The following is an 18,664-nucleotide window of genomic DNA, read 5'->3' as shown; positions in this document are numbered from 1 at the left end:
CGCGCCACACGCGCACGCTGCTAGATTCGGCGCGTTACCCCTTCAGTACGAGCGGACCCGCATGAAGAAGTTCTCCCTGGCATTGATCGCATTGGCCGGTATCTCGGCCGTCCCGGCTGCGCAGGCCGCCGGCAACATTGATTGCGAGCTGCACTACAACCTGGCCGGGTGGTCGGTGCTGTACAAGACCGCTTCCGGCACAGGCACCATCCAGTGCGACAACGGCGCGCGCATTCCGGTGAAGATCACCGCCAAGGGCGGCGGCCTCACCGTGGGCAAGTCCAAGATCGTCGATGGCAAGGGCAAGTTCTCCGGCGCCTACTCGGTCAACGACCTGATCGGCTCCTATGCCGCCGTTGAAGCGCACGCAGGTGCCGACAAATCCAGCAATGCCCAGGTCATGACCAAGGGCGATATCTCACTCGCCCTGGCGGGCACCGGCAAGGGCTGGGACCTGGGCGTGGGTGTCGGCCGCTTCACCATCGAGCGACGTTGAGGGGTAGAGCCACGCCACGCGTGGCTGCACCACCGTCTCGGGCATGACGCGCAGCCACCCATGGGGTGGCTCTACACGACCGGGTTGATCGCCGCCCGCGCGGACCCAACAAAAAACCCCGGCCGAAGCCGGGGTTTTTTTGTGTCACTGATCAGCCGCCGCGCGGGCCGCCACCACGGTGACCGCCGCCGCCCGGGCCACGGTTGCCGCCGGGACGACCGCCCGGGCCGCCCGGACCGCGACCACCCGGGCCCCGGTTGCCGCCGGGACCACCGGGGCCGCGATTGCCGCCCGGACCGCGCGCATTGGCGCCGCCCGGACCACGGTTGCCACCCGGACCACCCGGACCGCGGTTGCCCGCCGGGCGCGCGCTGCCGTACGGGCTGGCGCCCGGATTGGCGTGGTCGGACGGGAAGCTCGGCGCATTGCCCGGATGGCCATACGGATGGCGGGACGGACCCTGGCCACCCTGGGCGCCGCGGTTTCCACCGCCGCCCGGACCGGCCGGACGGCCCTGGCCGCCATAACCGCCACGGCTTTCGCCACCGCCGGCATAACCGCCGCGGCCTTCAGCGCCGCCACCGTAGCTGCCGCGACCCGGGCCGCCTGCGCCACCCGGACCCTTCGGCTTGCCGTACGGACGGCCCTGGCCGCCGGCGCCTGCGCCGGCACCCGGACCACGTGCACCCGGGCCACGGGCAGCGCCCGGGCCGGCATTGCGGTGGCCGCTCGGGCCGGTGCTGACACCGTCGGGCACATACCAGCTGCGGAACGCGGCCGGGTTGCCTTCCGGCAGCGCACGGTTGCCCTTGTCCGGGCGCGCCTTGAACGGGCGCTGCGACTGCTTGGCTGCTGCTTCGCCGCTGACCGTCAGGCCACCCTTGAAGCCGCCGCCCTTGCCGCCGCGGCCACGGCCGCGCTCTTCGCGCACGTTGTCGAAACGACGCAGTTCGCGGCCTTCATCGGCCGAGTTGTGGCCGTTGACGTAGGCGTTGCCACGGCCACCCTCGCGCGAGACGCGCACGGTGGTCTTGGCGGCGCGGCGCTGGCCGATCACCGGCTGCAGGGTCAGCGCCGACGGCGCGCCTTCTTCCAGCTTCAGTTCGGCGCGCAGGGCTTCGACCTGCTTGGCCGGCAGTTCGACCGACTGGCCACGCAGCAGTTCGCGCGGCAGGCTCACCTTGCCGTAGCGGGTGCGCTTCAGGCGGCTGACCTGGCAGCCCTGCGATTCCCACAGGCGGCGCACTTCGCGGTTGCGGCCTTCCTTGACGACCACGCGGAACCAGTCGTGCGAGTCGGTGCCGCCGATGCGTTCGATCTCGTCGAACTTGGCCGGGCCGTCTTCCAGCGCGACGCCACGGGCGAGGCGGTCGACGATGCTGTCCGGCACCTTCTCTTCGCCTTCCGGGGCACGCACGCGCACCACGTATTCGCGCTCGACCTCGTAGGAAGGGTGCATCATCGCGTTGGCCAGCTCACCGTCGGTGGTCGCCAGCAGCAGGCCGGTGGTGTTGATGTCCAGGCGGCCGATCGCGATCCAGCGCGCGCCCTTCAGGGCAGGCAGCGCTTCGAACACGGTCGGGCGACCTTCGGGATCTTCGCGCGTGGTCACTTCGCCTTCCGGCTTGTTGTAGGCCAGCACGCGCGATGTTTCGGTCAGCGCGGTGGCCACGAAGCCACGGCCGTCCAGTTCGACTTTGTCGCCGCTCTTGATCGACTGGCCGGTCTGCGCGACCTCGCCATTGACCTTGACCAGGCCATCGGCGATGCGCTGTTCCAGCGCGCGGCGCGAACCCAGGCCCGCCTGCGCCAGCACTTTGTGCAGGCGCTCTTCGAGCTTGGGCTGTTCGGAGGCGGTTTCGCGCTTGAGCGAAAGCTTGTTCAACGACGGCTTGCGGGGGGTGTCACTCATTTACTTGGCTCCGGCCGGCAACGGATGCGTCGGCCTCTGGTTCGGGATCGGCTTCGTCAACAGCCACGGTCGTCTTCGCGACGGCGTTGTTTTCGGTTTCGTTCTGGGGCGCCGCGCGCTCTCCCGGCGCGGTATCGGGTTCGCCATCGCTGGCGGTCGTATCCGCGTCGTCGTCGGCAGGCGACAACGGCGCATGGGATGGGGTGTCCGAAGCGTCCGCATCGGCGGAAGCTTCGCTATTGTCCGGATCTGCCGGCTGCTCCGCCAGCCGCGCCGAGGCCAGCGCCACGCGGGCGGCCAGGCGGGCGGCGGCCGGGTCCACCGGGTCTGCAGGATCCACCGGCGCTGCAGGATCCAGCGGCTCCGCAGGGTCCGTCGGCGCCGGGGCGTCGTCGTCGTTGGCCGCGTCGCTGTCCAGCGCCGCATCCGGTGTCGCCGCGCCTGCGGGCAGGCGGCCGGCCGGCTGGCCTTCGCTGTCCAGCGGCAGCTGCGGTTCCAGCTCACCCAGGTCGCGCAGCTCGGACAGCGGCGGCAGTTCGTCCAGGCGCTTGAGGCCGAAATAATCCAGGAAGCCCTTGGTGGTGCCGAACAGCGCCGGCTTGCCGGGCACGTCGCGGTGGCCGATCACGCGGATCCATTCGCGCTCTTCCAGGGCCTGGATGATGTTGCTGCTGACCGCCACGCCGCGGACCTGTTCGATCTCGCCGCGGGTGATCGGCTGGCGGTAGGCGATCAGGGCCAGCGTTTCCAGGGTGGCGCGGGTGTAGCGGGTCTTGCGTTCGGTCCACAGCCGGGTGATGTAACCGTGCACCTCGCTGGTGACCTGGAAGCGGAAGCCGGAGGCCACCTCGACCAGTTCCACGCCGCGGTCCTGGCAGCCTTCGCGCAGCAGTTCCAGCGCGCGTTCGATGCTGCCCGGCGGTGCCGGTTCCTCTTCCGGGAACAGACCCTGCAGCTGCGCCAGCGTCAACGGCTCGCTGGCGGCCAGCAGGGCGCCTTCGACAATACGGTTGATCAGCGGTTGATCCATACGTGGGTCGGGTGCTCAGTCGGATTCGTTGGCGGCGTCGTTGTCGTCGAACTCACTGTTGAACTGCAGCGGTTCGTTGGTGTTGCCGGCGGCCAGGGACTTGACGTAGATCGGCGCCAGCGGAGCTTCCTGGACGATGTCCAGCAGCTGTTCCTTGGCCAGTTCGAGCAGGGCCAGGAAGGTGACCAGCACCCCCAGCTTGCCTTCTTCGGCGGTGAACAGCGTTTCAAACCGGTAGAACCTGCCGTCTTCCAGACGACCCAGCACGTCGCCCATCCGCTGGCGCACGCTCAGTGCCTCGCGTTTGATCGCGTGGCCGGTGAACAGCTCGGCGCGCTTGAGCACGTCGTGCAGCGCCATCAGCATTTCCTTCAGATCCACCGGCGGCGGCAGCTTGACGGCCGCGCGGTCGGGGACGAAGGCGTGGGCCACGGTGGTATCGCGGTCCTGGCGGGGCAGGCTGTCGATGTCTTCGGCAGCCTGCTTGAAACGTTCGTACTCCTGCAGCCGGCGCACCAGCTCGGCGCGTGGATCGGCTTCCTCGCCCTCGATGCTGGGCGGCCGCGGCAGCAGCATCCGCGACTTCACTTCGGCCAGGATCGCCGCCATCACCAGGTATTCGGCCGCCAGTTCGAAGCGCAGCTCCTGCATGACGTTGATGTACTCGACGTACTGGCGGGTGATCTCGGCCACCGGGATGTCCAGGATGTCCAGGTTCTGCCGGCGGATCAGGTACAGCAGCAGGTCCAGTGGACCTTCGAAGGCATCCAGGATGACTTCCAGCGCGTCCGGTGGGATGTACAGGTCCTGCGGGATCTGCAGGACCGGCTGTCCATGCACCACGGCCAGCGGCATTTCCTGCTGCTGTGGGGCGGGCACTCGGGTTGGCGGGTTCGCGTCGGGCGCGAGTTCGGCAGTCATCAAATAGACGTCAGTATTGCAACGGACCGGTCGCCGCACCATGCCAGCGTCCGGAACGGTCCCGGGCGGCAGGATGGCAAGCCATGACACGCCTGGGTCGGCGCGGTTCCACACTTCAAACAGCAAGGCGCGCCGCGATGGGCAGCGACAGAACTACGGGGAGGTCGTCTACGTGTGCTGGTGTGGGGCAGTGGATCGGTCGTCGGCTGGCGGTGGAGCCGGGGGCCGACGGGGCGCTGCGTCCAGCCACGTGCAATGGAGCTAAGACTACGGGGTTGGGGCGCCAGTGTCCAGCCAGCCCCGCTAGAATGCGCGGGATCGATTCAACAAGACCTCGGAGTTGCCCGTGTGGTATGTGATTGAAGGCTATGACGGCACCGATGTGCTGGCCGCCCGTCTGGCGTCGCGCCCGGCCCATCTGGCCCGGCTGCAGGCCCTGCAGGATGAAGGCCGGCTGCTGCTGGCCGGCCCGTGCCCGGCCATCGACAGCGAAGATCCCGGTCCGGCCGGCTTCAGCGGCAGCGTGGTGATCGCCGCGTTCGATTCGCTGACCCACGCCCAGGACTGGGCCGCCGCCGATCCCTATGTGGAGTCGGGCGTCTACGTGCGCGTCCAGGTGCGTCCGTTCCGCAAGGTCCTGCCATGAACCGGGTCGAGCGTATCCGCGAGGCGCTGCAGCAGGCGCTGGATCCGGAGCTGCTGGAGGTCAAGGACGACAGTCATCGCCATGCTGGCCACGAGGGCGCGCGTGATGGCCGGGGGCACTTCAAGGTGCACGTGGTCAGCGCAGCCTTCGAAGGAAAGCTCCCGCTGGCGCGCCATCGGGCCGTCTATGCGGCCCTGGGGACGATGATGGAGACCGATATCCACGCGTTGTCCATTCGCGCCGAGACACCGGTCAAAAACCGCTGAAACCCTTGTCCCACCTTGTCCTGGTCGGTCCGGGACAGGGTCGCCATGGACAGCTTTTGGTTACCGCCGTACGACATGAGGCTAACGTAGTGTTTACATCCGGGTTTGAAAACGCTTACATTCCGCGCCAAGCCCAGATCTCTAAGCCGTGGAGGGCGGCGAAGTGAACAAGGCAGCGATCACTATCAAAGATGTCGCCCGTGAAGCCCGTGTCTCTGTTGCCACGGTCTCGCGCGCACTCAATGGCCATGAAAATGTTGCCGAGCCCGTGCGCAAGCTGGTGCTGGAGGTGGCGGCGCGACTGCGCTACACCCCGCATGCAGCGGCCCGGAGCCTGAGCAGCCGGCGGACCAATACCATTGGCGTGGTGTTGCCCGATCTCTATGGCGAATTCTTCTCCGAACTGATGCGCGGCATCGATGGGGTGGCCCGCGAGCGTCGCCAGCATCTGCTCGTGTCCAGTTACCACGGTGACCAGGAGCAGCAGGGCGCGGCCCTGCGGGCCATGCGCGGCCGTGTCGACGGGTTGCTGGTGCTCTCGCCGTATGCCGAGAGCCCGGGCTTCCTGACCGACAACCTGCCGCAGTCGTTGCCCACGGTGCTGATCAACACGTATCTGCCCGAGCAGGATCATCCGGTGCTGAGCATCGATGACCATGCCGGCGCGATGGCCATGACCCGCCATCTGCTGGACGTCGGGCATCGGCGCATCGCCTTCATTTCCGGTCCGGACCTCAACTACGACGCCCGTGAGCGCCTGCGCGGTTTCCGCGATGCGCTGGCGGCCTTCGGCGATGCTGCCGAAGGGATCGAGTTGCCCGGTGACTTTGACGAAGCTTCCGGCCATCGCGCCGGACAGGAGTTGCTGGCAGCCGGCACGCTGCCCGACGCGGTGTTCGCCGCCAACGACATGATGGCGCTGGGGTGTCTGTATGCGTTCGCGCAGGCAGGCGTCCGTGTCCCGTTCGATGTCGCATTGGCGGGGTTCGATGACATTCCGCTGGCACGTTTCGTTCACCCATCGTTGACAACGATGCAGGTGAGTATCGCCGACCTCGGCGATAAGGCCGCGACGCGCCTGCTGCAGTTGATGGATGGCAACAACACAGAAGGGGCCGGCGACAAGCAGACGCTTGTACCGACCCTGATCGTGCGTGATTCGAGCAGAGCCAGAACCGAGCAGTAGGTCACGACCGTTGGTCGTGACGCCCTAAAAAAACGCACCACATAAAACGACAGGGGCCGCAAAGACGGCCACCACCACCCGGAGAGTTACATGACGTATTCCAATCACCGCAACCGCGCGCCCGCACGCAGTCTGTTGTCCAGCGCGCTGGTCACCTGCCTGATGCTGGGCGCCGCCCCGAGCGTGATGGCGCAGTCGGCCACCTCGTCGCTGCGCGGCCAGGTCGCCGAGGCTGCCGCCGGCACCGAAGTCACCGCCACCAACGTGGCCAGCGGCACCGTGCGCCGCGCCACCACCCGTGCCGATGGCAGCTACTCGCTGATGGGCCTGGACCCGGGCACCTACAACGTCGTGGCCAATGGCCAGACGCAGAAGGTGACGGTCACCGTGGCCTCCACCGCGACCCTGAACTTCAGCGGCGCACCGGCCAACGGCGGCACCGCCAACGCCACCAACCTGGACACGGTCAACGTCATTGCACCGACCCTGCTGCAGGAAGTGCGTACCTCCGAAGTGGGCAAGACCGTCAGCCTGCAGCAGATCCAGACCACCCCGCAGGTGTCGCGCAACTTCCTGGAATTCGCCGACGCGGTCCCGGGCCTGATCTTCACCCGTGATGCCAAGGGCAACACCTCGCTGCGCGGCGGTGCCACCAACTCCGACGGCACCAACGTCTACATCGACGGCGTGGGCCAGAAGAGCTACGTCAAGGGCGGCGGCGTGGCCGGCCAGTCCGGCAGTGCCGGCAACCCGTTCCCGCAGCTGGCGATCGGTGAATACAAGGTCATCAGCGGCAACTACAAGGCCGAATACGGCCAGGTGTCGAGCGCGGCCGTGACCGCGGCCACCAAGTCCGGTACCAACGAGTTCAAGGGTGAAACCTTCTACCGTTACACCAACGAAGACATGCGCGCCAAGACCCCGGCCGAGCGCCAGGCTGGCCAGAGCAAAGAGGCATCGGCCGAGAAGGAATACGGTTTTGCATTGGGTGGCCCGATCATCCAGGACAAGGCGCACTTCTTCGTGACCTACGAAGCCAAGCGCTTCGACCTGCCGGTCACCATCGCGCCGGACGGCGCGGTCGGCCGCGCTGCCGCCCTGCTGCCCCCGGAAGGCGCCGCCGGCCTCGGCCCGGCCAGCCAGCCGTTCCAGCAGGATCTGATCTTTGGCAAGATCGACTTCGAGCCGACCGACAACGATCGCATCGAGCTGACCTTCCAGGACCGCGATGAAACCCAGTCGCAGTTCAGCGGCCAGACCTCGCCGGAAGCCGGCCGCGAAGTGGTCAACACCGACCGTCGTTACGCCCTGCGCTGGAACCACAGCGGCGAGCGTTACTACAACGAATTGATGGTCACCCACGAAGATTCGTTCAACAACCCGACCCCGCTGACCCTGGCCAACGGCATCACCTACACCGCACCGGACGGCACCGAAGACCGCACCGTGGTGAAGATCGGTGGCGCATCGGCGCTGGATTCGCAGGTGAAGGGCCAGAAGGGCTGGTCGATCGAAGACAACCTGACCCTGGACGGCATCGAGTGGCAGGGTGACCACACCATCAAGATGGGCGCCAAGTACAAGCAGATCGATCTGTACGCATCCGATGCCGCGCAGATCAATCCGACCTTCACCTACAGCCTGGGTGATCCGGACTTCCCGTCTTCCATTCCGTACAAGGCGCAGTTCGTCAAGCCGGTGACCGGCGTGTCGGGCGTGTCGGGAGAAGTGCGTTCGAAGTCCAAGCAGATCGGCCTGTTCATCCAGGACGACTGGCAGGTCAACGACCATCTGCAGCTGAACCTCGGCCTGCGTTGGGACTACGAGAAGACCCCGTCCTACCTGGACTTCGTGACCCCGCAGCAGGTGGTCGACGCGATCTACTCGCAGGATCCGCGCGCCGCCGCGGGCCAGACCTACGCCGATTCGCTGGCGCTGGGCGGCCTGAACATCGGCGACTACATCAGCAACGGCCACAACCGCAAGGCGTTCAAGGATGCCTGGCAGCCGCGCCTGGGCTTCTCGTATGACGTCAATGCCGACGAGCAGCACGTGTTCCACGGTGGTGCCGGTCGTTCGTATGACCGCGATCTGTTCGACAACCTGCAGCTGGAAACCACCAAGCTGGCCCTGCCGCAGCCGACCATCTACTTCCGCAACCCGGCCACCGGCACCTGCATCGACGGCCAGGCCGCCTGCTATGACTGGAACCCGAACCTGCTCAACGGCATCGGCAACCTGCAGGCCCTGGTCGGTTCGACCAGCAACGCCGGCCTGGAAGTCGATCTGCTGAACAACAACCTCAAGGTGCCGTACTCGGATCAGTTCAGCTTCGGCATGAGCAACCAGGTCGGTGAGTGGCTGACCGATGCCACCATTTCCCGCACGCTGAGCTACGACGGCTTCGCCTTCACCCTGGGCAACCGTTACCCGACCGGCCAGTTCTTTGATGACCCGCGCCTGTGCGGCGGCACCGACCCGGGCCTGAGCCAGGCCTGGAGCTGCAACGTGCCGGGCTTCGGCAGCCTGATCATCGGCCAGCAGGGCATCAAGACCCGCGCGACCCAGGTCCTGCTGTCGGCGCAGAAGCCGTTCACCCAGGAAAGCGGCTGGGGCACCTCGGTGGCCTACACCTGGACCACCGCGCGCCACAACCGTGACATCAACGAGAAGTACGCCTTCGACCGCGGCCTGATCGAAGATTATCCGACCATCCGTTCCAACGGCGCGCCGCGCCACCGCCTGGTGGTCACCGGTTCGTACGCGGGCTTCTGGGGCATCACCTTCGGTGGCAAGGTCACCCTGGCTACCCCGACCGCCGTCAACGACTGGTACCCGGTGCCGCAGGCCAGTGGCTACAACCTGCCGACCCCGCAGGCAGCCGTGCCCAATGCCAATGGCAAGTTCCTGCTGGGTGGCAAGATCTTCGGCTACCGTTCGGTCGATCTGCAGGCGACGAAGACGTTCAAGATGCCGGGCGAGACCGAGCTGTACGCGCGTATCGACATCATCAACGTGTTCAACTTCGACAACTTCTCGACCTACAACTACGTCAAGACCAACGGCAAGCTGCAGGCCAGCTACAACGAGACCGGCGACATCATCGGTACGCCGCGTCAGGTCAAGGCAGAAGTCGGCTTCCGCTTCTGATGCAACAACGGCCCCGTCTTTGGACGGGGCCGGTTTCATGGCAATGGCTGGCCTTCGGGCCAGTCCATTGTCCAGGCCGCTGCCACGGAGGGTGGCAGCGGCCTGGGCAATGACCCGCTTGTTCGGACCACGCACGCGTGGTTTTTTTAAGCGGCGTTCTGTAAACGATTTCAGGTCATTGGACGTTATGCTTCCCAGTCACGAACACCGTAGAAGGAGTTGGCCCATGCAGGCACGCCACCTGTTGACCGCTGCGGCGATCAGCGTCGCCGCCGTTGCCTGTCAGCCGCAGGCCCAGCAGGAGCCGGCCAAGCCCAAGCCGCCCGTGATCCTGGTCGAGGCGGATGTGCCGCCGCGGCCGATGAAGCCGGAACTGCCGCCGCTGTTCGACGATATCGAGCGCCGCACCTTCCAGTTCTTCTGGGATACCACCAACGAGGTCAACGGGCTCAGCCCTGACCGTTACCCGTCGCGCCCGTTCGCGAGCATCGCCTCGGTGGGCTATGCACTGACCGCCTATCCGATCGGCATCGAGAACGGCTGGGTCAGCCGCACCCAGGCGATCGACCGCCCCCTGCTGACGCTGAAGTATTTCCGCGACCTGCCGATGGGCCCGCAGCGCACCGGCAAGGCCGGTTACAAGGGCTTCTACTACCACTTCCTGGACATGCAGGAAGGCCGCCGCTACGACAGCTGGGTGGAGCTCTCCAGCGTGGATACCGCGCTGCTGATGATGGGCGTGCTGTTCGCACAGTCCTATTACGACGGTGACGACGCGCGCGAGAAAGAGATCCGCGAGATCGCCGACACGCTCTACAAGCGCGTGGACTGGCCCTGGCTGCAGCAGCGCGCACCGCTGATCTCGATGGGCTGGTTCCCGGAGAGCGGCTTCATCGATCACGACTGGATGGGCTACAACGAGGCGATGATGGTCTACATCCTCGCGCTCGGCTCGCCGACCCACCCGGTCAGCCCGGACGCCTGGACGGTCTGGACGCGCACCTACGACAACGACTGGGGCGTCTACCAAGGCCAGGAATACCTGTCCTTCGGCCCGCTGTTCGGCCACCAGTACACGCACGTGTGGGTGGACTTCCGCGACATCCAGGATGCCTACATGCGCGAGCGGGGCAGCACCTACTTCCTCAACAGCCGCTCGGCCGCCCTGGCGCAGCGCGAATACGCGATCGCCAACCCGATGAACTGGAAGGATTACGGCCAGAACGTGTGGGGCCTGACCGCCAGCGACGGCCCGCAGAACACCACCCAGGAGTACCGCGGCGAGCAGCGCCAGTTCCGCCATTACTCCTCGCGCGGCGCGGGCCTGCGCGAGAATTTCGATGACGGCACCATCGCACCGACCGCCGCGATCTCCTCGATTGTGTTCGCCCCGGAAGAAGTGATCCCGGCCGCGGTGGAGATGCACAAGCGCTACGGCGATTACATCTACTCCAGCTACGGGTTCCTGGATTCGTTCAACCCGAGCTTCAACTACGACATCCCGATCAAGACCGGTCGCCTGGTCCCGGATCGCGGCTGGGTGGCCAGCGATTACATCGGCATCGACCAAGGCCCGATCCTGACCATGATCGCCAACTACCGGAACGATTTCGTCTGGAACGTGATGAAGAAGAACGCGCATATCCGCAAGGGTCTGGAGCGCGCCGGCTTCAGCGGTGGCTGGCTGACGCCGGAAGGCGAGGACCAGCCGATGGAACTGCAGAAAGATGAAAAGGCGGCCTCGGCCCGCTCGGTCGGCATCGCCGAATCGCGTGCGGCAGCCGCCCAGGAACAGAAGAACAATTCCAATTCGAACCGCAACCAGCAGCAGGGGAAGTAAGCAGTGCCATCGTCGTCGCGCCCGAAGCTGGGGTTGAGTCTGTTGCTGCTGCTGGTCGGCAGCCTGTTGTTGAGTGCCTGCCGGAAAGAACCGGAAGGCGTGACCGTGCGTTTCTGGGCGATGGGCCGCGAGGCCGAAGTCGTCACCGGCCTGATCCGTGAGTTCGAGGCGGAAAACCCGGGTATCCATGTGGATGTGCAGAACATCCCGTGGACGGCCGCGCATGAAAAGCTGTTGACCGCGTTCGCGGCCGACGGCCTGCCGGATGTGTGCCAGCTGGGCAATACCTGGATTCCCGAATTCGCCGAGCTCAATACCCTGACCCCGCTGCAGCCCTACGTGGCGCAGTCCAAGGTCGTGGACCCGGCCGATTACTTCCAGGGCATCTGGGATACCAACGTCATCCATGACGAGCTGGTCGGCGTGCCGTGGTACGTCGATACCCGCCTGCTGTATTACCGCAAGGACATGCTCGCCAAGGCCGGTTATGACCATCCGCCGCGCACCTGGGAGGAGTGGAACGCGATGATGGCGGCGATCAAGAAGATGCAGGGCGCGAACCGCTATGCCGTGTTGATGCCGATCAACGAGTTCGAGCAGCAGCTGTCCTTCGCCCTGCAGCAGCCGGACCCGCTGCTGCGCGATGACGATACCCGCGGCAACTTCAGCAGCCCCGGCTTCCGCAGGACGCTGGGCTTCTACGAAAACATGTTCGCGCAGGGCTGGGCCCCGCGCATGTCCGAGACGCAGATCTCCAACGTCTGGGATGAATTCTTCCGTGGCTTCAACGTGTTCTACGTGTCCGGCCCCTGGAACATCCGCGAGTTCAAGAAGCTGCAGCCCAAGGCGCTGGAAGGGCAGTGGGGCACCGCTGCGCTGCCGGGCCCGGACGGCCCCGGCGCCGGCATCGCCGGTGGAACCAGCCTGGTGATCTTCCGCTCGTCGCAGCAGAAGGAAGCGTCGTGGAAGCTGATCGAGTTCCTGTCGCGCCCGGCGATCCAGGAACGCTTCCATTCGATCATCGGTGACCTGCCGCCCCGGCGCAGCACCTGGGATTACCCCTCGCTGGCCAACGACCCGTTGGCGCAGCCCTTCCGCGACCAGCTCGAGCGGGTCAAGCCCACGCCGAAGGTGCTGGAGTGGGAGCGCATCGTGCAGGAAATGCGGATCATCACCGAACAGGTGGTGCGTGGTGGAATGGATCAGGACGTGGCAGTGAAAGAACTGGACAAACGCGTGGACAAGGTCCTCGCCAAACGCCGTTGGATGCATGAGCAGCACCGGCGCGACGCCTCCGGGGTGAGCGACAAGCAGCACTCCAGCGCGGTCGCCACGGAGGCGGCGCCATGAAGCAGCGTTCGCTTGCCGGCTGGATGTTCGCCGGCCCGGCCATCCTGGTCATCGCGGTGTTCTTCGGCCTGCCGGTGTTCTCGGCACTGGCCCTGAGCATCACCGATTTCGATCTGTACGCACTGGCCGACGGCGAGAACCTGCGCTTCGTCGGGCTGGGCAACTACATCGACCTGCTGCAGACCCCGATGTTCTGGAAGTCGCTGTGGAACACCACCTACTTCGTGATCGTCGGTGTGCCGATGTCGATCGCGGTGTCGCTGGGCGCGGCGATCCTGCTCAACGCCCCGGCCGCGCGCTTCAAGGCGCTGTTCCGCACCGCACTGTTCGCCCCGGTGGTGACCACCCTGGTGGCGGTGGCGGTGATCTGGCGTTACCTGTTCCACACCAGCTACGGCCTGGTGAACTACGGCCTGGGCCACCTGGGCATCAGCCCGATCGACTGGCTGGGCGATCCGAACTGGGCGATGCCGACCATCATGCTGTTCGCGGTGTGGAAGAACTTCGGCTACAACATGGTGATCTTCCTGGCCGGCCTGCAGGCGATCCCGCATGACCTGTACGAGGCGGCCCGGATCGACGGCGCCTCGCGCTGGAAGCAGTTCCTGCACATCACCCTGCCGATGCTCGGCCCGGTGCTGCTGGTGGTCGGCGTGATCACCGTGTCCGGCTATTTCCAGCTGTTCGCCGAGCCCTACGTGATGACCCGTGGCGACCCACTGCAGAGCACCGTCAGCGTGCTGTACTTCATGTTTGAAGAAGGCTTCAAGTGGTGGAACCTGGGCCGCGCCTCCGCGGTGGCGTTCCTGCTGTTCCTGATCATCCTGGGCGTGACCAGCATCATGCTGCGTTTCGGCCGCAAGAGGCAGTTGGTATGAGTCGTGAAATCGGTCAATCGCGCTGGCACGCCTGGTGGGTCAATGGTGGCCTGCTGGTGCTGGCCGCGCTGAGCCTGGCGCCGCTGTTGTGGATGCTGTCGGTGTCGTTCATGCCGACCGGCGAGGCGGCGCATTTCCCGCCGCCGCTGGTGCCCTCGTCGCTGACGACCGCGAACTACCATGAGTTGTTCGCGCGTACCGGCATGGCCAACAACTTCGTCAACAGCCTGATGGTGTCGCTGGCGATCACCTTCGGCTCGCTGCTGCTCAACACCATGGCCGGCTATGCCTTCGCCAAGCTGCGCTTCGCCGGCCGCGAGCGCATCTTCCAGCTGCTGCTGGCCGCGCTGGTGATCCCGGCGCAGGTGGCGATGCTGCCGCTGTTCCTGCTGATGAAGCAGCTGGGCCTGGTCAACAACTTCGGCGGCGTGATCGTGCCGGCGCTGGCGACCGTGTTCGGCATCTTCCTGGTCCGCCAGTACGCCCGTTCGATCCCGGACGAGCTGCTTGAAGCGGCCCGGATCGACGGGGCAGGGGAGCTGCGGATCTTCTTCCAGATCGTGCTGCCGATGCTCAAGCCGGTGCTGGTGACGCTGTCGATCTTCACCTTCATGGCCGCGTGGAACGATTTCATGTGGCCCTTGATCGTGTTGACCGACCAGGAGCACTACACTCTCCCGGTGGCCCTGGCCACGCTCTCGCGCGAGCACATCATGGACGTCGAGATGATGATGGCCGGCGCGGTGGTCACGGTGGTTCCGGTGCTGCTGCTGTTCCTGGCATTGCAGCGTTATTACATCCAAGGTCTGTTGCTGGGGAGTGTCAAAGGGTGAAGCATGCCGTCGTCGCGGTGGGTCTGGGTCTGGTCTGGTCACTGGCGGCCTCGGCCGCACCGCCGGCGACGCCGGTGCTGCCCGCACCCAAGGTGCTGGACAGCTTCGACGACATGACGCCCTGGAAGCTGGTCGTCTCCGACCAGGTCAGCGGCTCGCTGCGCAGCGTCGCCGGCAACGGCGGCGGGCGCGCGCTCTGCCTGGACTACGACTTCCACAACGTGTCCGGCTACGTCGGCATCCGCCGCGAGCTGGGCATCCAGTACCCGGAGAATTACCAGTTCGGCTTCCAGCTGCGCGGTGATTCCCCGGCCAACGATCTGCAGTTCAAGCTGATCGACGCCAGCGGCGACAACGTCTGGTGGGTCAACCGGCCCGGCTATGCCTTCCCCAAGGCCTGGGCACCGGTGCAGTACCGCAAGCGCCAGATCGACAAGGCCTGGGGGCCGGAAACGGACCCGACGCTCAAGCGCAGCGCCGCGATCGAGTTCACCATCTACAGCAAGGTCGGCGGCAAGGGCACGGTCTGTTTCGACCGGCTCACGCTGCAGGGACTGCCGGCGGCCGATACCTCTTCACTGAGCCCGTCGGTGATCGCCGATACCGCCACCGCGCTGCAGAACCGCATCGTCGATGGCAAGCCGGACACGGTCTGGATCAGCGGCGGCGTGGCCGAGCAGACCATCACCCTGGACCTGCACAAGGTGCGTGAGTTCGGCGGGGCGGTGATCGAGTGGCTGCCCGGGCTGGAGGCCACGCGGTATGAAGTGCGCTCCTCGGCCGACGGGCGCAGCTGGGACACGCGCCGCGAGGTGACCGCCGGCGGCGGTGGCCGCGACTGGCTGGCGCTGCCGGATACCGAGGCGCGCTATCTGCGTTTCGACCTCAAGGGCGGCCCGAGCTGGCGCTACGGCATCCGTGACATCACGCTCAAGCCGCTCGAGTTCGCCGATACCCCGAATGATTTCGTCCGCTCGGTGGGCGCCGACCTGCCGCGCGGTTCGGTGCCGCGTGGCTTCACCGGTGAACAGCCGTACTGGACGCTGCTGGGCCTGGATGGTGGTCGCGAACAGGCCCTGATCGGCGAAGACGGTGCGCTGGAAGTGGCCAAGTCCAGCTTCAGCGTGGAGCCGTTCGTGCTGGTGGACAACAAGCTGCTGAGCTGGGCCGACGTCAAGACGAGCCAGTCGCTGCAGGATGATTACCTGCCGATCGCCAATGTCGGCTGGACCCACGACAAGGCCGGCCTGCAGGTCACCGGCTTCGTGCAGGGCACGCCGGACAATGCGCAGCTGGTCGGGCGTTACACCCTGCGCAACCCGGACAAGGTCGCCCACGAGTACACCCTGGCCCTGGCGGTGCGCCCGTGGCAGGTCAACCCGCCGACCCAGTTCCTCAACACCGTTGGCGGTGTGAGCCGGATCGACAACCTGTCGGTCGACCCGACCCATGTGGACGTCAACGGCAAGCCGCGCCTGTATCCGGCGCAGGCGCCGGATGCGGCCTTCGCCACCGCCTTCGACAGCAAGCTGGACGTGGTCCACCTGGCCAGCGGCAAGCTGCCGGGCACCACCGAAGTGAAGGACGGCACCGGCCTGGCCTCGGGCGCGCTGCTGTATCGCTGGAAGCTGGAGCCCGGCCAGAGCCGGGAGGTCGCCATCGTGCTGCCGCAGACCGGCAACTGGACGATGCCCAAGGCCTTTGATGCCGCCAAGGCGCAACAGCAGGTCGCCTCGATGTGGCGGACCAAGCTGGACCAGGTGACGCTGCAGGTGCCGGCCGCCGGCAAGCCGCTGGCCGATACCCTGCGCACCGCGCTGGCGCACATGCTGATCTCGCGGATCGGGCCGAGCATCCAGCCGGGCACGCGCTCGTACTCGCGCAGCTGGATCCGCGACGGCGCGATGATTTCCGAGGGCCTGCTGCGCATGGGCCGTAGTGATGCGGTGCGCCAGTACGTGAACTGGTACGCGCCGTATCAGTTCGACAACGGCAAGGTGCCGTGCTGCGTGGACTCGCGCGGCAGCGATCCGGTGCCGGAGAACGACAGCCACGGCGAGTTGATCTTCAACATCGCCGAATACTGGCGCTACACCGGCGACACCACCTTCCTGGAAGTGATGTGGCCGCACGTGCAGGGCGCCTACCAGTACATGGAGCAGCTGCGCCTGAGCGAGCGCACCGAGGAGAACCGCGCCCGCAACCCGGCCTTCTACGGAATGATGCCGGTCTCGATCAGCCACGAAGGCTATTCGGCCAAGCCGATGCATTCCTACTGGGACAACTTCTGGGCGCTGCGTGGCTACAAGGATGCCGCGATCATCGCCAGCACCCTGGGCAAGGCCGAGGCAATGCAGATCAGCGAGTCGCGCGATCAGTTCCGTGACGACCTGCAGGCCTCGTTGCTGGCAGCGACCGCGCAGCACAGCATCGACTACCTGCCCGGTTCGGCCGAGCTGGGCGATTTCGACGCGACCTCGACCACCATCGCACTGGCCCCGGCCGGTGAGCAGGGGCGCCTGCCGCAGCCGTACTTGAACAACACCTTCGAGCGCTACTGGAGCGAGTTCGAAGCGCGTCGTGATGGCAAGCGCGAGTGGAAGGACTACACCCCGTACGAGTGGCGCAACGTGGCTGCGTTCGTGCGCCTGGGCTGGCGTGACCGCGCCTGGCAGGCGACCGAGTTCTTCTTCAAGGACCGCGCGCCGCAGCCCTGGAACCAGTGGGCCGAAGTGGTCTCGCGCACGCCGCGCAAGCCGTTCTTCCTGGGCGACCTGCCACACGCCTGGGTGGCCTCGGACTTCGTGCGCTCCGCGCTGGACATGTTCGCCTACAGCCGCGACATCGACGACAGCCTGGTGCTGGCCGCCGGGGTGCCGTCGCGTTGGCTGGAAGGCAAGGGCGTCGGCGTGCAGGGCCTGCGCACGCCGAACGGTCAGCTCAACTACGCACTGGTCCGCAATGACAAGCAGCTCACCCTGACCGTGTCGGCCGGCCTGATTCCGCCCGCCGGTGGCGTGGTGTTGCCATGGCCGTACAGCGGCGAGCCGGGCGCCACCACCATCAACGGTGAGCCAGCGCAATGGGTGGGCGGCGAGCTGCGGGTGATGCAGGTGCCGGCCAAGGTCGAGATCGAGATTCCGGCATCGGTACGCCGGGCGGAACGCAAGGCACCGTAATGCGGCAGATGATGAGGATGAGGCGCGGCCTGCTGGCCGCCGTGCTGGCGTTCGCGCCGGTGGTCGCGATGGCGCAGGCCGCAGGGGCAGGGGCCGGGCAGGAGATGACCATGGTCACCTTCAACCTGCACCACGACCGGGAAAACTGGCCGGCCCGCCGCCAGGTGATCCTGCGGGAGCTGCAGGCCCTGCAGCCCGATGCGATCGCGTTGCAGGAGGTGATCCAGAAGCCCCATGTGCGCAACCAGGCCGCGTGGCTGGCGCGCAAGCTGGGCTATGAGTACCAGTTCGTTTCCACCGATCCGCCGGGGCGTTTCAAGCGCTATGGCAATGCACTGCTGACCCGGCGCCCGGTGCTGACGCGCAACGACCACCTGCTGGCACCGATCAACGACTACCGCACCGTGGCGCATCTGCGCATCGATGTGGACGGTCGGCCGGTCAACGTCTATGCCACGCACTTGAACGAGCGCTCGGACGAGGTGGGCAGCCGCATCCGCGGCGAGCAGGTGGCCGATCTGCTGACGTTCATCGCGCAGACCGCAGGTGATGCGCCGGTGGTCGTGGCCGGGGACTTCAATGCGCTGGTGGATGCAGGCGATCTGAGCGAGCTGCGCAATCACTACGGCGACAGCTACGGCAGCGTGCACGTCAACAACGAGCTGGCCCAGGTCAGCACGCTCAACCGCCATTACTACGATGCACCATCGCGCATCGACCATATCTTCTTCCAGCAGGATCGCCTGCTTGCCCGCGAAGCGAAGCTCCTGTTCGATCAGCCGTACGCCGATGGCCGCTGGGCCTCGGATCACTACGGCGTGTGGACCCGGCTGCAGTTCGCGCCGGGTACCGGCAACGCTGGCGCGACGACGCCCTGAGGCGCGCGCCGCGTCGCCGGTGATGGTGTAGTGCGCTACCGGTTGCCTCCACGGATGACGTGGATCTGCCCTTGATGCGACCGATCCGGGATCCACGCA

At 66.3% G+C, this 18,664-nt stretch carries 14 protein-coding genes; 11 read left to right on the top strand and 3 right to left on the bottom strand.

Annotation, left to right across the window (positions count from 1 at the left end; translation table 11 throughout):
* Positions 1-61 precede the first annotated feature (61 nt).
* The gene (locus OC373_RS02715) at positions 62-496 is read left to right on the top strand and encodes a hypothetical protein (RefSeq protein ID WP_019182871.1); all 435 of its coding nucleotides are present in this window, start codon (positions 62-64) and stop codon (positions 494-496) included.
* Between the two features lie 151 nt (positions 497-647).
* On the opposite strand, the gene OC373_RS02710 is transcribed toward OC373_RS02715, so the two are convergent.
* From OC373_RS02710 to OC373_RS02700, 3 genes are read right to left on the bottom strand one after another with little or no spacing between them, the layout of a single operon-like run.
* Positions 648-2,408, bottom strand: a complete 1,761-nt coding sequence (locus OC373_RS02710) for a pseudouridine synthase (protein WP_261996998.1) — start codon at positions 2,406-2,408, stop codon at positions 648-650.
* Entirely contained in the window at positions 2,401-3,438 is a 1,038-nt protein-coding gene (gene scpB, locus OC373_RS02705; RefSeq protein WP_019182873.1) for an SMC-Scp complex subunit ScpB, read from the bottom strand. The genes OC373_RS02710 and scpB overlap by 8 nt, the downstream gene beginning before the upstream one ends.
* 15 nt (positions 3,439-3,453) lie before the next feature.
* The gene (locus OC373_RS02700) at positions 3,454-4,485 is read right to left on the bottom strand and encodes a ScpA family protein (RefSeq protein WP_026069732.1); all 1,032 of its coding nucleotides are present in this window, start codon (positions 4,483-4,485) and stop codon (positions 3,454-3,456) included.
* Positions 4,486-4,705: 220 nt separating this feature from the next.
* Between OC373_RS02700 and OC373_RS02695 the strand changes: the two genes are divergently transcribed.
* From OC373_RS02695 to OC373_RS02650, 10 genes are all read left to right on the top strand, one after another.
* Positions 4,706-5,005, top strand: coding sequence for a YciI family protein (locus OC373_RS02695; RefSeq protein WP_070425514.1), 300 nt, complete (start codon positions 4,706-4,708; stop codon positions 5,003-5,005).
* Positions 5,002-5,271 carry a BolA family protein gene (locus OC373_RS02690; protein WP_070470362.1) on the top strand — a complete coding sequence of 90 codons (270 nt, stop codon included), beginning with the start codon at positions 5,002-5,004 and terminating at the stop codon, positions 5,269-5,271. Before OC373_RS02695 ends, OC373_RS02690 begins: the two co-directional genes overlap by 4 nt.
* A gap of 148 nt (positions 5,272-5,419) precedes the next feature.
* Positions 5,420-6,457, top strand: a complete 1,038-nt coding sequence (locus tag OC373_RS02685) for a LacI family DNA-binding transcriptional regulator (protein WP_019182877.1) — start codon at positions 5,420-5,422, stop codon at positions 6,455-6,457.
* Positions 6,458-6,547: 90 nt separating this feature from the next.
* A complete protein-coding gene (locus OC373_RS02680) occupies positions 6,548-9,607 on the top strand; it encodes a TonB-dependent receptor (protein ID WP_019182878.1) in 3,060 nt (1,019 codons plus the stop codon).
* 226 nt (positions 9,608-9,833) lie between these two features.
* Positions 9,834-11,447 (top strand): glucoamylase family protein, encoded by a 1,614-nt coding sequence (locus tag OC373_RS02675; protein ID WP_261996997.1) that lies wholly within the window; start codon positions 9,834-9,836, stop codon positions 11,445-11,447.
* Between the two features lie 33 nt (positions 11,448-11,480).
* Positions 11,481-12,797 (top strand): sugar ABC transporter substrate-binding protein, encoded by a 1,317-nt coding sequence (locus OC373_RS02670; protein WP_046274201.1) that lies wholly within the window; start codon positions 11,481-11,483, stop codon positions 12,795-12,797.
* Positions 12,794-13,675 carry a sugar ABC transporter permease gene (locus OC373_RS02665; RefSeq protein ID WP_019182881.1) on the top strand — a complete coding sequence of 294 codons (882 nt, stop codon included), beginning with the start codon at positions 12,794-12,796 and terminating at the stop codon, positions 13,673-13,675. The genes OC373_RS02670 and OC373_RS02665 overlap by 4 nt, the downstream gene beginning before the upstream one ends.
* Positions 13,672-14,508, top strand: a complete 837-nt coding sequence (locus OC373_RS02660; protein ID WP_261996996.1) for a carbohydrate ABC transporter permease — start codon at positions 13,672-13,674, stop codon at positions 14,506-14,508. Before OC373_RS02665 ends, OC373_RS02660 begins: the two co-directional genes overlap by 4 nt.
* Positions 14,505-17,687, top strand: coding sequence for a discoidin domain-containing protein (locus OC373_RS02655; protein WP_261996995.1), 3,183 nt, complete (start codon positions 14,505-14,507; stop codon positions 17,685-17,687). The genes OC373_RS02660 and OC373_RS02655 overlap by 4 nt, the downstream gene beginning before the upstream one ends.
* 68 nt (positions 17,688-17,755) lie before the next feature.
* Positions 17,756-18,565, top strand: coding sequence for an endonuclease/exonuclease/phosphatase family protein (locus OC373_RS02650; RefSeq protein ID WP_237393581.1), 810 nt, complete (start codon positions 17,756-17,758; stop codon positions 18,563-18,565).
* Positions 18,566-18,664: the final 99 nt, after the last annotated feature.

Origin of the sequence: Stenotrophomonas sp. Ste96, from assembly GCF_024519495.1 — a bacterium.
In the GTDB taxonomy this organism is placed as follows: Bacteria; Pseudomonadota; Gammaproteobacteria; order Xanthomonadales; family Xanthomonadaceae; genus Stenotrophomonas; species Stenotrophomonas bentonitica_A.
This window is presented reverse-complemented; position numbering and strand designations above follow the sequence as displayed.